Here is a 14,331-nt window from a genome sequence, read left to right as displayed (position 1 = left end):
AATTCCTTACAGGGTGGCCGTGGCCAGTTTCGCGCCGAAGCCGATGAACATGGCGCCCACGCCGCCGCCCATGCCGGCCGACAGGCGGCGACGGCGGCGGAAGGTGTCGGCCAGGCGCGCGCCGACAAAGATGATGGCCGTCAGGTAGGTAAAACTGATCACCTGGCAAATCAGGCCCAGGCCGACGAAGGACAGCACGGGATTCGGGAAGGCCGGGTCGACGAACTGGATGAAAAACGAGATGAAGAACAGGATGGCTTTCGGATTCATCAGGCTGATGATCAGCGCCTTGCGGAATGGATCGCTTTCCTTGACGGACGCTGGCGCGGCAGGCGCTTCACCATCGACCGGCGCGGGCGCGCGCAGCTTGCGCCAGCAGCCGATCAGCATTTGCAGGCCGATCCAGCCCAGGTAGGCCGCGCCGATGTATTTCACGACGTAGAACAGGGCCGGGCTGGCTTTCAGCAGCGAGGCCACGCCGCAGGCCGACAGCACCATCAAAATCAGGTCGCCGGCGAAGATGCCGAAGGCGCCCTGGTAGGCGGGCCGAACGCCACGTTGCGCGGCGACCGACAGCACGTACATGGAATTGGGGCCGGGCAGGATGACGATGAAGATGGTCCCCAATAAAAAGGTCCAGAAATCGGTGATGCCCAGGTTGGCGTGGAAAAGTGCGTTCATGATGGTTCTGTTTAATTGATTTGTGCGTGATGGAATTGCAGGGCCGCCAGGTTGGCGTAAATACCTTTCATTGCGACGAGCGACGCATGTGTGCCCATCTCGACGATCTTGCCGTCTTCCATGACGATGATGCGGTCGGCCCGTTGTACTGTCGCCAGGCGGTGCGCAATGATGACGGTGGTGCGGCCAATCATGGCCGCTTCCAGCGCTTTTTGCACCAGGCGTTCCGATTCCGCGTCCAGCGCGCTGGTCGCTTCATCGAGCAGCAGCAGCGGCGGGTTTTTCAGCAGGGCGCGGGCGATGGCGATGCGCTGGCGCTGGCCGCCGGACAAACGCACGCCGCGTTCGCCGAGGAAGGATTTGTAACCGTTCGGCAGGCGCTCGATGAATTCGTGGGCGGCCGCCATTTTCGCGGCCGCGATCACTTCTTCATCGCTGGCGCCGGCGCGGCCATAGCGGATGTTTTCCATGGCGTCGGCCGAGAAGATCACGGTGTCTTGCGGCACGATGCCGATGGCGTCGCGCAGGGTGTGCAGGTCGAGCTGTTTGATATCCACGCCATCGAGGCGGATGCTGCCGCTTTGCGGGTCATAAAAACGCAGGAACAGCTGGAACAGGGTGGTCTTGCCGGCGCCCGACGCACCGACGACGGCCACCGTTTCGCCGGCGCGGATGTCGAGGCTGACGTGATCGAGCGCCGCGGTATCTGGGCGTGACGGATATGAAAACAGGACGTCGTCGAGCGACAGCGCGGCGCCCCTTGCTGCGCGGGCGGGCAGCGGCAGCGGCGTGGCAGGCGACTCGATGTCCGATTTGAGGGCCATCAGTTCCAGCAGGCGTTCGGTGGCGCCGGCGGCGCGCTGCGCTTCGCCCATGACTTCAGACAGGGCGCCGATGGCGCCAGCCACGATGGAGGCGTACAGGATGAACTGGCCCAGATCTCCGCCCGTCATCGAGCCTTCCAGCACGGCGCGCGCCCCCAGCCACAGCACGAAGACGATGGTGCCGAAGACCAGCAAAATCGCGATCATGGTCAGCAAGGCGCGGGCGCGGATGCGGCGCATGGCCGTCATGAAAGCGCCTTCGACGGAGTCGCCGAAGCGTTTCGATTCGATTTTCTCGTGCGTGAATGCCTGCACGGTGGGCATGGCGTTGAAGATTTCGCCAGCCATGGCCGACGCGTCGGCGATACGGTCTTGCGAGTCGCGCGACAGCTTGCGCACCTTGCGGCCAAACACGATGATGGGCACTACCACCAGGATCAACAGGCCGATGATGATGCCGGCCAGCTTGGCGCTGGTGACGAACAGCATCACCAGGCCGCCCAGGAACAGCAGCACATTGCGCAGCGCCATCGAGATGCTGGTGCCGACGACGGCCTGTATCAAGGTCGTGTCGGTGGTGATGCGCGACAGGACTTCGCCCGTCTGCGTGGTCTCAAAGAAGGCGGGACTTTGCGTGACGACGTGGCGGTACACGGCGCTGCGGATGTCGGCCGTGACCCGCTCGCCCAGCCATGACACCGTATAGAAACGCGCCGCCGTGGCCAGCGCCAGAATGGACGCGACGCCGAACAGGGCCAGGAAGACCAGGTCGACGTGCTGGATGCTCTTGGAGCCGGCCGCGCCACCGAAGCCGAGGTCGATCATCTGCTTGAAGGCGGCAGGAATGGCCAGGGTCGAGGCGGCGGCCACCACCAGCGCGATACCGGCCAGGAAGAACTGCTTGCGGTACGGCGTCAAAAAGGGCATCAAGCCCTTGAAGGCGGCCAGGCTGCCTTTTTTCAGCTCGCGGCTGGTGCCGGTGTCGGGGGACAGTGTGGTTGCGGTGGTGCTCGTGTTGCCTGTTTCTGTGCTGGTTGTCATTGTTTTTCGCTTAGTATTTACTGTATCTGGTATTGCTTATTTACAATTGCTTATAACTTCATCGGCTGCACGTAGCCCGTCATTTCCAGGTAGGCGCGGCCGACCGGCTGGCCATCGCGCTCCACGGTCACGTCGCCTTCCCAGTATACGGCCCCCGTCGAACGGCGCGAATCAAGCTCCTGGTCTGGCTGCAGCGGCTTGATCTGCCAGCGCGTGGGACCCGTGCGGATCTCCGTGGCGACCGGGTATTCGGCCTGCGTGCGGGGTGAGCGCCACAGCTGCGTGGGCGTGAAATCGACGTCGCCGGGCGCGAACTGCGTCATCTTGCCGGAGGCATCGCGCCATGTCGCGTGCGCCCATAGTTTAGCACCTGTCTTGCTGCGGATCTGGAAGGCCATCAGGGCGCCGCCGTCATCGAGGTTGGCGCCTATCCAGTTCCAGCCACTGGCGTCCGCATCGAGCACCTGGCTGGACCACTCGTGATCGAGCCAGGTGGTGCCCGTCACGGCTTCGGCCTTGCCGCCCGCGCGCGCGATCGTGCCCGTGGTTCGCAGCTGCGGTTCGCTGTAGTAGTAGCTCGATTGCGCGGGACGCGCGCCCTTGCGCGAATAGCCGCCTTGGCCCTGCAGCAGCACGGGCTGGGTGGGCGCGAGGGTCAGCTGCAAGTTGAATTCGCGCGCGGCCAGGCTGACCCGGTAGCTGCCGTCCTTGTGCCGCTGCATGCGCCAGTCGTCGAGTTTGACGTCCGTGTCGCCCACCTTGGCGTAAGCCAGGCCGAAGCCCTCGCGCGCGCTTTTCTCGTCGTGCAGCAGCTTGCCCACCTTCGGGTCCGACAGGGCCGCATGGCCGATGATCAGCTGTTTCGGCGCGAACGCACTAGGGTTCAGCGTATCGGTAGCCGTGGCGCTGCGAAAGAAGGTCACCTGGTAGCCCAGTTGCTCGCCGCCTGCGGTTTTGACCCAGCCCGTGGCGTACCACCATTCCGTTTTATAGGCGGGATGGGCGCCGAAGTCGTGCGGCAGGCGCAAGGTCTGGCCAGCCGGCAGCGGCGTGACGGGGGCGAAGGCGGGCGGCGCGGCCAGGGCAGGCAAGGCCAGCGTCAACAACAACATAAAAACACGGCGCATTACCAGTCCTCCCTGACGGCGCGGATGGGGCCAGCGGACAGGGCTTGCCTGCCCGCGATCAGCGCCGTGGCGGCGGCTGCCGTCAGCAGGGCGCCGGCCACGGTGGCGATCAATGGCCACGGTAGGTGCAGTTGCATGGTCCAGTGGAACGATTGCGGGTTGACGATGAAGACCAGCACAAAGCTGATCAACAGTCCCAGGACAAAGCCGGTGGCGATGCCCAGCGCCGTCAGTGCGCCGCCTTCGATCGCCAGGATGGACAAGATCTGCCCGCGCGTCACGCCCACGTGGCGCAGCATGCCGAATTCGCGCGCGCGCGCCAGGGTCTGGGCCGAAAACGTGGCGGCCACGCCGAACAGGCCGATGACGATGGCGATGGCTTCCAGCAGATACGTGACGGCGAAGCTGCGGTCGAAAATCTGCAGGCTCAGGGCGCGGATGGCGGAGGGGTTCGACACTTCCAGGCTGGCGCCAAACGGCAGCGCTTTCAGGCGTTGCTGCAGCGCGTCGCCCGTGGTGTCCTTGGCCAGCCACAGGGCCGCGTCGCTCACGTCATTGTCGCCGGTCAGCGCGCGGTAGTCGTCCAGCGGCATCTGGATGGCGCCGGACGAGCGCGCGTAATCGCGCCAGATGCCGGCAACGAAGAACTTGTGCAAGCCACCCGCCAGCGGCAGGTCGATCTGCTGACCCGGTTTGACGTTGTACAGGTCGGCCGCCGCTTCGGACAGCCACACGGGCCGGCTGCCTGCCGGCACGGGCAGCGTGTCGCCCACCAGTACCATGCTCTTGCCCGGGTCTGGCAAATTGATGGGGCGGGCCAGCAGCGCCACATTCGGGCGGTCGGGCGCCAGCGACAGCGAGCGCACGCGCTGGAAATCCACCCTGGCCACCTCGGGCAGGGCGGTGATGCTGGCCTGTTCGCGCGGATTCAAACCGGCCGTCCCGCCGCTGGCGGCCGTGCGCGCATACACGTCGGCCGGCAAGATCTGCAGCAGCCAGTCGTCGACGGAGACGCGGAAACTCGACACCATGATGGCCATCGCCACCATCAGGCTAAAGCTCGACAGCACGCCGCCGAGGGCGATGCCGGCCTGGCCCGAGGCGTTGGCCAGGCGTGCCAGGGTCAGGCTGCGCACGGGCGCATGTTTGCTCGTTTCCGTGCGCAGCCAGGCACGCTGCAGGAAGCGGAAGACGACGGCGGCCAACTGCGGCATCAGGGCGATGGCGCCGATCAGCAGCAGCGCGATGGATAGGTAGCCGAACAGCGGCAGTTCGAACACGGGCGGCAGGAATGTCAATGCGCCAGCCAGCAGCAGACAAGCCAGCGCCGGCCAGGTTTTCGCCAGGCGCGTCGTCACGACTTCTTCGCTGCCCGATTTCAGGGCGATGGCGGGGGCCGCGCGGGCCGCTTCCAGCGCGGGCGCGGCGCAGCCCAGCAGGGCGACACCGAGGCCCAGCGCGAAATACACGCAGGCGGCGACGGGCGTGAACTGCACCTGCGGCTGCACGCCCGCGAAATAGCCGGCGCCCAGGTCGCCGCCGAAGAAGCGCAGGGCCACGGCGGCCATGGCGTAACCGCCAGCGATGCCCAGCGCCGCACCGACGACACCGAGGCTGGCGCCTTCCAGCAGCACCTGGCGCAGCAACTGGCCCCGCTCCATGCCCAGCACGCGCAGCAGCGCGAACTGGCCGCGGCGTCGGATGACGGACAGCGCCTGCGTGGAAAAGACCAAAAAGGCGCCCGTAAACAGGGCCACCAGGGCCAGCACCGTCAGGTTGACCCGGTAGGCGCGGCTGAGGTTATTGTTGCGGCTATTCTGGTTTTCGTCATTCGGCTGGCCCACCTGGAAACGCCCCGGATACTGCGCTTCCAGTGTGCGCGCCAGGTCCGCCTGGAAGGCGTCGCGGTTGACGCCCTGGCGCAGTTTCAAGTCGATGCGCGACAGCTTGCCCACCTTGTTAAAGCGCCACTGCGCCGCGCCGATATCCATCACGGCGATACGCTGGCCGGCGCGCGCCCGCTGCAGCGAACCTGCCACGCGCAGCGCCACCGTGCCCGTGCCCGATTGCAGGGCGATGCTGTCGCCTTCGGCCACCTTGAGCCAGCGCAGGGCGGCGGGTGACAGGAAAATGGCGTCGTCGGCCAGGGTGTCGAAAGGCTGGCCTTCGGCGGGCGCGCCGATCAGGTCGGGCGAGATGAAGCCGGCGCGGAAGACGTCGAGCGCCAGGATGTGCAGCGGGCCGCCGTCCTGCTTGCCGGCCACGCCGGCTTGCAGTTCCAGCACGGGCGAAGCCACGGCCACGCCGTCGCGCTGTGCCAGCCACGGGTAGACGGCTTCGTCGAACAGCGCTTCGCGCCCGGCCACCTGCACGTCGGCCTGGCCGGACAGGCTTTTGACGGCCGTGGAAAATTCATTGAAGGCGGCCGCGTTGATCAGGTGGATGGCAAAGCCCAGCGACACGCCGATGGCGATGGCGAGGATGGCGACGAAGGCGCGCACGGGATGCGCGCGCCACTCGCCCAGCAGCAGCCAGCGCGACAGCAGGCGCGTGCCCGCGGGATTTGCTGCCGGCGCACTCAATTCAAGCATTCGACGGCCAGGCGTTCGCCGGCGCGCCGCGCTTTCAGTTGCGCGGCATCGCGGTTTTTGTCGCCTGCGCCGACGGCATCCTGCGCCGCCCATTTCTGTTCCAGGCGCAGCTGGGCGCAATGCTTGTCGCGCGCTTCCTTCTGTTTGGCGGCCCGCTCGCGCGCCTGGTCTACCAGTTTTTCCTGTTTCTTGCGTGCCGCTTCCAGCTGGCTGGCCACCCGTTCCTGGCGCGTGGCCGCGCCCTTGTCGACGGCCGGCGGCGGCGAGGGGATTTCCAGGATTTGCAGCTGGCCGGCCGTGCAGGGCGTGGCGCTATAGCTGGTGTAGCCATCCTGCACGCATTTGTAGACGTCCTGCGCACTGGCGGAGCCGGCCAGCAAGGCCATGGCGCAGAGCAGGAGGGACGGCGATCTCACAATATCTTCCCCGGATTCATGATGTTCTGCGGGTCCAGCGCCTGTTTGACAGCGCGCATCAGCTGCAGTTCCAGCGGCGACTTGTAGCGGGCGAGATCCGCTTTTTTCAGGGCGCCGATACCGTGTTCGGCCGAAATCGAACCGCCAAAGCCATGGACCTGGTCATGCACGATGCGGTTGATGGCATCCTGGTTGGCCAGGAAGTCACGGTCCGTCATGCCGAACGGCGGCGCCACGTTGTAATGCAGGTTGCCGTCTCCCAGGTGGCCGAAGCACACGAGCTGGCAGCCGGGGAAGGCCGTTGCCAATGCCGCATCCGTGACGCTGATGAAATCGGCGATGCAGGAAATCGGCAGCGAGATATCGTGCTTGATGTTCTTGCCCGCCTGCGCCTGCGCCAGCGGGATGTGCTCGCGCAGCTGCCATAGTCCCTCGGACTGCGCCACGGAACTGGCGACGACGGCGTCGGCTATCAACTCATCTTCCAGGGCCGCGCCGATGCTCGCTTCCAGCAATTCCACGGCGTGCGCCTCGGACTGGCTGCTCGATAATTCCAGCAGCACGTACTGTCCGTGGGCTTCGGCGAAAGGCCGCGGCAGCTGTGGAAACTGCTCCGCCACCAGTTGCAAACAGTATTGCGACATCAGTTCAAAACCCGTCAGGCTGGCGCCGCAATGGTCCTGCATCAGGCTTAATAAACGCAGGGCGTGGGCGGGCGTAGGCATGGCGGCCAGCGCCGTGATGCACGCTTTTGGCTGCGGGTACAGTTTCATCACCGCGCCCGTGATGACGCCCAGGGTGCCTTCGGCGCCGATGTACAGGTCGCGCAAATCGTAGCCCGTATTATCCTTGCGCAGGCCGCGCAAGCCGCTCCAGATTTCGCCCTGCGGCGTGACCACTTCCAGGCCCAGGCACAGCTCGCGCGTGTTCCCGTAACGCAGCACGGCCGTGCCGCCCGCGTTGGTGGCCAGGTTGCCGCCGATGGTGCAACTGCCTTCGGCCGCCAGCGACAGGGGGAACAAACAGCCGGCGGCACTGGCCGCTTCCTGGATGGTTTGCAAAATGCAGCCCGCGTCCACCGTGATGGTGCGGTTGACGGGGTCGAGCGCGCGGATGCTGTTCAAACGCGCCAGCGACAGCACGACGGCCGTGCCAGCGGCGTCCGGGATGCTGCCCAGGACCAGGCCCGTGTTGCCGCCTTGCGGCACGACGGGCACCTGCCATTGCGTGCAGGCGCGCAGCACGCCTGCTACCTGTTCCACCGTGGCGGGGCGCAGCACGGCCAGGGCCTTGCCCGTGAACCGGTCGCGCCAGTCGGTGAGGAAGGGCGCCGTGTCGGCGTCGTTGGTGAGTACGTAGGCTTCGCCCAGCAGTTCGCGGCAGGCGGCGAGAAAATCGGCTTTTTCAGTCATTTCTTGATACTCACTTTAGTCACTTTTTCCAGCAGCTCTTTGGCCATGCGCTTGGCGGCCTTTTTGTAAGGACGCAGGTACAGCACGGCGCAGACAAAATAGATGCAGACGATGGCCGCTTCGCCCCAGGCCATCAGGGCCGAGGTGGGGTTCGTGTCGCTGTAGCCGCGCACCACGCCTTCCGTAAAATACAGCAGGATCACCATCGACGACCATTGCAGGGTGTAGACGTCGCGCTTGATGACGCCGTACAGTGGGATGAGCAGGGGCGCGGCCTTCAGGACGACCCAGGAGCCGCCCGGCTGCAGCGGCGCGACGACGGTTTCCCACAGCACGCACCAGACGATCAGGGTGACGAGGCTGGCGATGGCGCCCCAGTGAAAATACTTGTGCAGTACGCCGTGCATCATGCGCCTGCCAGTTTCGCGGCGTTTTCCGCCAGGCGCCGGCCCAGGGCGATGGCCAATCGCTTTTCATCGTCGCTCAGGGCCTTGTCGCCGTCGATGCCCGACCAGTGCGTGGCGCCATACGGCGAGCCGCCCGTGGACGTCGTCATCAGTTCGGGATGCGTGTAGGGCAGGCCCATGACCAGCATGCCGTGGTGGAAGAGGGGAATCATCATCGACAGCAGGGTCGATTCCTGGCCGCCATGCAGGCTGCCAGTGGACGTGAACACGCAGGCGGGCTTGCCGGACAGGCTGCCGGCCAGCCAGTCGCTGGCCGTGCCATCCCAGAAGTACTTCATGGCGGCAGCCATGTTGCCGAAGCGCGTGGGCGAGCCCAGGGCCAGGCCCGCGCACTCCTGCAAGTCGTCCAGTTCCACATAAGGCGCGCCATCGGGCGGCACTTCCGGCGCCGTCGCCTCGGCCACGGTGGAGACGGCGGGGACGGTGCGCAGGCGCGCATCGCAGCCAGGCACGCTTTCCACTCCCTGGGCTATCAGCTCGGCCAACTGGCGCGTGGCGCCATGGCGTGAATAAAACAATACGAGAATAATCAGATTGGTTGGCTTCATCATTGGTATTATAGGGCGCTTTACAGCCTGATACGACTGCTGTCATGGCGCCGTTCTGATTTTGCACATGTTTTCAAAATATATAATCCCCATCTTTCAATACCTGTGGCGCACCCTGCACATCGGTGCCGACATTGTGCGTGGCCTGACATGGTCCGAAACGCGCGACCTGCTGCAGTTCGCGCGCCGCCGCGTGCGCGAGGAAAGCCTGCCGCAAGTGGCCGGCAGCCTGACGTTTGCCACCGTGTTTGCGCTGGTGCCGCTGCTGACCCTCGCGCTGGCGATCTTCACCACTTTCCCGCTATTCAATACCTTCCGCCACGCGCTGGAAGACTATTTCGTGCAAAGCGTCATGCCCAAGGGCATATCGAACACCATCCTCGATTATCTGACCACGTTCGCCTCGAAGGCCACGCGCCTGTCGGCCATCGGCGCGGGCGCGCTGATCGTCACGTCGGTGGGCATGATGGGCTTGATCGAGCGCGTCTTCAACCGCATCTGGAGAGTGCGCCAGGAACGTCGCTGGACCAAGCGTCTGCTAGTCTACTGGGCCATCGTCACCCTGGGGCCGCTGCTGGTGGGCGTGTCGCTGACGGTGACCTCGCGCCTCTTCATGGCCACCAGCGGCGTGGTGGGCGCCGTACCTTTCATCGGCGCCGTGTTTTATACCCTGGTGTCGATCGGCCTGACCATGCTGGCGTTTACCCTGCTCTACATCGCCGTGCCGAACCGCGACGTGGACTGGCGCGACGCGGCCTGGGGCGGCTTGCTGGCGGCGCTGGCGTTCGAGGTGGCCAAGCGCGGCTTCGGCGAATTCATCCAGGAATTCCCCACGTATTCGCGCATCTACGGCGCGCTGGCCGCCTTGCCGCTGTTCCTCGTATGGATATACCTGAGCTGGATGATCACCCTGGTGGGCGCCTTGCTGGTGGCCGCCTTGCCCGTCGTGAAATATGAACGCTGGTGGTACGAGGCGGCGCCGGGCAGTGAATTCGTCGACGCCGTGGCCATCCTGAAAGTGCTGCACCAGGCCTGTCACTGCGCCGATTCGGCCCTGGTGGGCGCGGCGGAAATTCGCCGCAGCACGCGCCTGGGCTTTGAAGAAATGGAAACCCTGCTCGACAAGATGGTGCAGCAGGGCTGGGTAGGACGAGTTAACGTGGATGGCGCCGTGCGGGTCCAGTGGGGCAAGCGCGTGGCCGACAGTTCCGACCACTGGGTCTTGCTGGGCAATGTCAACCGCATCAGCCTGGCCGATGTCTACCGCCTGTTTGTCTTCGGCGGCATGCGCGTGAACTCCGGCTATCCGGCCGGTTCCACGAATGAACGCGACATCAAGGCGGCCGAAGAAGCGGCCGCGCTGGCGGCGCAGGTGGAAAACGCTGTGGAGCAGGGGCTGGGCCTGACTTTGGCCCAGCATTTCGGGGGCGTGCGCTGCGCCTGATTGGCAATCAGGGGTTGAGCCGCTCGTACAGCAGGACATCGAGCGCGTCCGTCAGCGTATTGCCCTCTTCGTCGAGCAGGGTGTAATCCTGCTGGCTGTCGCCGAGCGAGGCGCTGCCCTCGATGCCGCACACCAGCTGGTATGTGGCGTCATCGATCGCCAGCTTGATCAGGGCCAAGACTTGTTCGCGCTGGCCATCGGCCAGTGCCAGTTCGTCGAGCAGGGCGCCAAGCCGGGTCTGTCCCTCGCATCCCTGCGCATATAGCGCCAGTAGCGACGCATTGGATGCGACGACGTCATCGATGAATTTTTTCGCGTGCATGGATACCTTGCCTTGCAAAAATCACAGTAGCACGGGCCGCAAGGCCGCCTGCAGCGCCACCGCCTGGAACGCGGTCGCATCCTGCGCGCGCACCACGCCCAGATAATAGGTGTCCTCGTCGCCGTGCAGGTTGACCAGGCGCAGCTGGTGCGACGCCAGGTGGGCGGCAATGGCGGCCAGGCCGTCGGCCATCGCGTCGCCATCTTCGCGCTGCGCCCAGCGGAAGTCCTGTAGCGCGGGCAGGCCGATATGCTGGGCGATGCGCGGCACTTCATCGACCGATTTCCAGTCCAGCGTGGCGCCGTGGCCCAGCACATCGGCGGCCGTCGACCAGAGCAGGAAGAAGCAGGCCGCTTCGGGCGTATCGCCTTCGTATTCTTCTTCCGGGTCGTCCTGCGCCAGTTCTTCCAGCGTGATGTCCACGCAGCGCGTGGCCAGCTCCGCATCGCCTTGCAAGAGCAGGGCGGCCATGGCGCGCAATTGCTCGCGGTCGGCCTTGGCCAGGATTTGCGCGGGCGTGAAGCTGCGGCGCTTGGCGGGCTTTTTCTTTCCCAGGCCTATAGACTCGCTCAACTGGGCCGTGATCGCCGCCTTGAAGTTTTCCACGGTGTCGAACTGCTCCAGCAACTGGCCAGTGAAATCCATGCTCCAGGCCATGCCATCCTTGACGACATATAAAAAATCGCTTTGCACGGCGACGCCGCGCAAATGGTGGGCGGGCGGATACAGGGGCGTGAAAGCCTGTTTTCCATCCAGGGTCAGCATGCACGCGAGACCTTGCGCGTCGATGGCGAAGATCCGGTTCTTGCGCAATTTTGGCGGCGACGAGGTGGTGGCGCAGTCGATGGCCTCGTACTGGCAAGGCGCCAGCAGCTCGCCCTGGCTATTGACCAGGCCAAACAGGAAGCGGCCATCGATGCGCTGGCTGACGATGGCGATTTTCTTCTTCGTACCGACATCCTGCACGGAGCTGTAGGCGGGTGGCACCACGACCTTGCCCATTTTGTCGACCACGCCATACACATTGCGGTTTTTGTCATCGTCTGTCTTGTCTCTCTGGCGCTCGATGTCGATCAAGCCATCGTTGCGCAGGCATATGTTATCCACCCTGTCGATGAGCAGCGCGCCGTCGGGCAGGCGCAGCAAGCGGCTGGCGCCGTCCGGATCGATTTGCTGCAGCAGATGGGGGCTGATCACGTACAGGGCGCCGGGGGCGGGCGGCAGCACCAGCATGCCGTTGAGGTCCAGCACGCCGTGCGCGTCGGGCGCGTCCGCCGTGGCAAAGGTGATCCAGCCATCGTCCGCATAATAAACGCCCAGATCCACATAGCGCTGCGACAGCGGCACGATCCAGCGGCCATACGGCGTGACCAGGCCGGTGACGTCCGGTTCGCCGGCGGTGCTCACTTCATAGCACAGCGCGTCTTCTTCCCAGCCCACCACTTCCAGGCCTTGCAGGAACGGCAGTTCGTCCGCGCCGAGTTCCTCGACATCGGCCAGTTGCGCGCTGGCCGTGGCCGACCAGTAGCCGGTGGCAGGCGATGCGGCGCCAGCGGCCAGCAGCGGCGCCAGCGCTTCCCGGTCGCCGCGCAGCAGGGCAGAGTGCAAGGCTTGCGCCTCGGCGCGCAGGGCGTCGAGCCCGGCCGCGTAGTCCGGCGTGCCGATATCGTGCGGGATCAGTTGCACGCCATCGAGGATCAGCCATGGCTGGCCGCCCGCCAGCAGGGCGCTAATGGCGCCGCGCGCGACAATGGCGGCCGCGTCGCGCGGCTTGTCCATCAGCGCGGACAAGGCTTGCCAGCTGGCCTGCGCCTGCGCCATCGGTGCGGCCAGCACGCAGGGGCAGTCTTCGCCATCGCCGTAGATTGGCCAGGCGGTGGTCTGCGTGCCGGCGCCGATGAGCAGCTTGAACAGCATCGGCGTGTCCAGCCGCCACTCGGCCAGGCCGGTGATCGTGTCGGTGTCGAAGCCGGCTTGGCCGGGTAAAAAGGCAGTGCTGAACAGGGCTGCGGTATTGATCATTGATATTTGTCTGAAAGTGAACGGGGGATTCAGGGTGCTGGCGGCATGACCCAGTGGGCCAGCGCGCCGCGATCCAGTCCCAGGTGTTTGGCCGCGACGGCCGCCTCGAAGGCCCACAGGCCGTAGTAACCGCCCAAGCCTTGCGCGCGCAAATGGCCGTTGAACCAGTCTTCGCGCACCAGTGCGCCGTGCCAGCTGGCCAGGTAGTGTTGCAGGTGCTCGAGCTGCTGCGCGGGATCGTCCGCATCCAGGCACTCGAACAGGGATGAATAGGGTTCGGCGAAATACCATTCGTCGACGGCTGGACGCTGGGGATCGATGGTCGACAGCAGCGCCTCGTACACGCCATCTTCGCCATCGAAGGCCGTCTGCAGGGCGGCCAGGCGGGCAGCCAGGTCGTGGCGGCCGAACAGCAGGGTCGCGCCCAGCAACTGCAGGGTGCGCGCGTAATCCGTCAATTGTTCGAAATCAAAGGCGGGCAAAGCATCGTCATCGTAGGCTGCGGCCAGGGCCGCGCGCGCCGTTTCGCAGGCGGCGACGGCCGTTTCCAGCGCCGGTTCCACGTCAGGCAAGGGCAAGCCCGCCGTGTAGCGCAGCGAGAAGACCTGGTAAGCCGTGCTGGCGGCCGCGCACGCCCAGTAGGCCGCGTCGCCGCCATCGATTTCCGCCTGCGCCTGCGCGCGCCCGTAGGCGGCCAACAGGGCGTCGAGGTAAGCGAGGTTGCGGCTAAAGTCGAACGCAATGCCGAACGTCTCGGGCGGCACCTGGCGCGGCGCGTGGGGCCAGGGCGTGGATGCAACCGGGCAGGTGGCGGCGTATTCGCGCTGGATGGCCCAGTCGGCGAAGATTTGCTGCAGATATTGCGCCGTTTCGTCGTCGTGCGCGATGGCGCCGGCGCCCACCAGGGTTGTGCCCAGCATGGTATAGCCGGGAAAGCGGCTGCTTTCATACGCGATGGTGGTCACGCTCTGGATGGTCCTGCCGTCGCTCAGGTCGCGCACGCGGAAGTACACATCGTCCCAGCCGGCCAGCGGTGCCGCTGGCGCTTCATTCGGCAAGGTCGCCCAGCTGCCGTCCTCCTGTTCTTCGTAGGCATCGAGCAGTTCGTCGAGGCCACCGGGGCGGTCGATGCGGTTGTTGGCGTCGTATTGCAGGCCCAGTTCGGCCGCGAAGGCTGCCGCGTGGCGGCCCGCGAACACCAGGTATTGCGCGTTCATTGTGCCGACCAGCAGGTCCGTGTGCTGGCCTGCCACGACGAGCGCCTGCGGCAGCCGGTACCAGTGGTGGCCGGGGATGCCCGCCATGGGGCCGCCTTCGTCCGCGTCCGGGTTCGTGCAGCGCAGCTGTTCCAGCCAGTCGTAGCGTTCGTGCCGCTGGGCTTCCGTGCCGCTGCCTCGGCCAGTCAATTCATCGTGCAGGGTATTCAATAACATCAT

Annotated in this window: 12 protein-coding genes; 1 reads left to right on the top strand and 11 read right to left on the bottom strand. The window is 65.5% G+C overall.

Annotated elements, in window-relative coordinates:
• Positions 1 to 6: 6 nt before the first annotated feature.
• From leuE to wrbA, 8 genes are read right to left on the bottom strand one after another with little or no spacing between them, the layout of a single operon-like run.
• Complete coding sequence (gene leuE / locus FG13_RS06540; RefSeq protein WP_035819503.1) at positions 7 to 681, bottom strand: leucine efflux protein LeuE; 675 nt, start codon at positions 679 to 681, stop codon at positions 7 to 9.
• Positions 682 to 692: 11 nt separating this feature from the next.
• The gene (locus tag FG13_RS06535) at positions 693 to 2,546 is read right to left on the bottom strand and encodes an ABC transporter transmembrane domain-containing protein (protein WP_035819497.1); all 1,854 of its coding nucleotides are present in this window, start codon (positions 2,544 to 2,546) and stop codon (positions 693 to 695) included.
• Positions 2,547 to 2,596: 50 nt separating this feature from the next.
• Positions 2,597 to 3,673 carry a lipocalin-like domain-containing protein gene (locus FG13_RS06530; RefSeq protein ID WP_035819493.1) on the bottom strand — a complete coding sequence of 359 codons (1,077 nt, stop codon included), beginning with the start codon at positions 3,671 to 3,673 and terminating at the stop codon, positions 2,597 to 2,599.
• Positions 3,673 to 6,264, bottom strand: coding sequence for an FtsX-like permease family protein (locus FG13_RS06525; RefSeq protein WP_051958654.1), 2,592 nt, complete (start codon positions 6,262 to 6,264; stop codon positions 3,673 to 3,675). The genes FG13_RS06530 and FG13_RS06525 overlap by 1 nt, the downstream gene beginning before the upstream one ends.
• Positions 6,252 to 6,680, bottom strand: coding sequence for a DUF4124 domain-containing protein (locus tag FG13_RS06520; RefSeq protein WP_152598701.1), 429 nt, complete (start codon positions 6,678 to 6,680; stop codon positions 6,252 to 6,254). The genes FG13_RS06525 and FG13_RS06520 overlap by 13 nt, the downstream gene beginning before the upstream one ends.
• The gene (locus tag FG13_RS06515; RefSeq protein ID WP_035819487.1) at positions 6,677 to 8,092 is read right to left on the bottom strand and encodes an FAD-binding oxidoreductase; all 1,416 of its coding nucleotides are present in this window, start codon (positions 8,090 to 8,092) and stop codon (positions 6,677 to 6,679) included. The genes FG13_RS06520 and FG13_RS06515 overlap by 4 nt, the downstream gene beginning before the upstream one ends.
• The gene (locus tag FG13_RS06510; protein WP_035827488.1) at positions 8,089 to 8,499 is read right to left on the bottom strand and encodes a DUF2069 domain-containing protein; all 411 of its coding nucleotides are present in this window, start codon (positions 8,497 to 8,499) and stop codon (positions 8,089 to 8,091) included. Before FG13_RS06510 ends, FG13_RS06515 begins: the two co-directional genes overlap by 4 nt.
• Complete coding sequence (gene wrbA / locus FG13_RS06505; protein WP_035827487.1) at positions 8,499 to 9,107, bottom strand: NAD(P)H:quinone oxidoreductase; 609 nt, start codon at positions 9,105 to 9,107, stop codon at positions 8,499 to 8,501. Before wrbA ends, FG13_RS06510 begins: the two co-directional genes overlap by 1 nt.
• Before the next feature lie 67 nt (positions 9,108 to 9,174).
• Between wrbA and FG13_RS06500 the strand changes: the two genes are divergently transcribed.
• Positions 9,175 to 10,551, top strand: coding sequence for a YihY family inner membrane protein (locus FG13_RS06500; protein ID WP_051958651.1), 1,377 nt, complete (start codon positions 9,175 to 9,177; stop codon positions 10,549 to 10,551).
• A gap of 7 nt (positions 10,552 to 10,558) precedes the next feature.
• On the opposite strand, the gene FG13_RS06495 is transcribed toward FG13_RS06500, so the two are convergent.
• The 3 genes from FG13_RS06495 to FG13_RS06485 are packed head-to-tail and all read right to left on the bottom strand — an operon-like array spanning position 10,559 to position 14,331.
• Positions 10,559 to 10,873: a hypothetical protein gene (locus FG13_RS06495; protein WP_035819485.1), complete on the bottom strand. Its 315-nt coding sequence runs from the start codon at positions 10,871 to 10,873 to the stop codon at positions 10,559 to 10,561.
• Between the two features lie 21 nt (positions 10,874 to 10,894).
• Positions 10,895 to 12,895: a DUF6630 family protein gene (locus FG13_RS06490; RefSeq protein ID WP_035819483.1), complete on the bottom strand. Its 2,001-nt coding sequence runs from the start codon at positions 12,893 to 12,895 to the stop codon at positions 10,895 to 10,897.
• 29 nt (positions 12,896 to 12,924) lie between these two features.
• Positions 12,925 to 14,331 carry a PoNe immunity protein domain-containing protein gene (locus FG13_RS06485; protein ID WP_035819481.1) on the bottom strand — a complete coding sequence of 469 codons (1,407 nt, stop codon included), beginning with the start codon at positions 14,329 to 14,331 and terminating at the stop codon, positions 12,925 to 12,927.

Origin of the sequence: Janthinobacterium sp. RA13 (assembly GCF_000745325.1) — a bacterium.
GTDB classification, from domain to species: Bacteria; Pseudomonadota; Gammaproteobacteria; order Burkholderiales; family Burkholderiaceae_D; genus Janthinobacterium; species Janthinobacterium rivuli.
The sequence above is the reverse complement of the archived record's forward strand: the minus strand, read 5'-3'. Positions and strand labels throughout refer to the sequence as shown.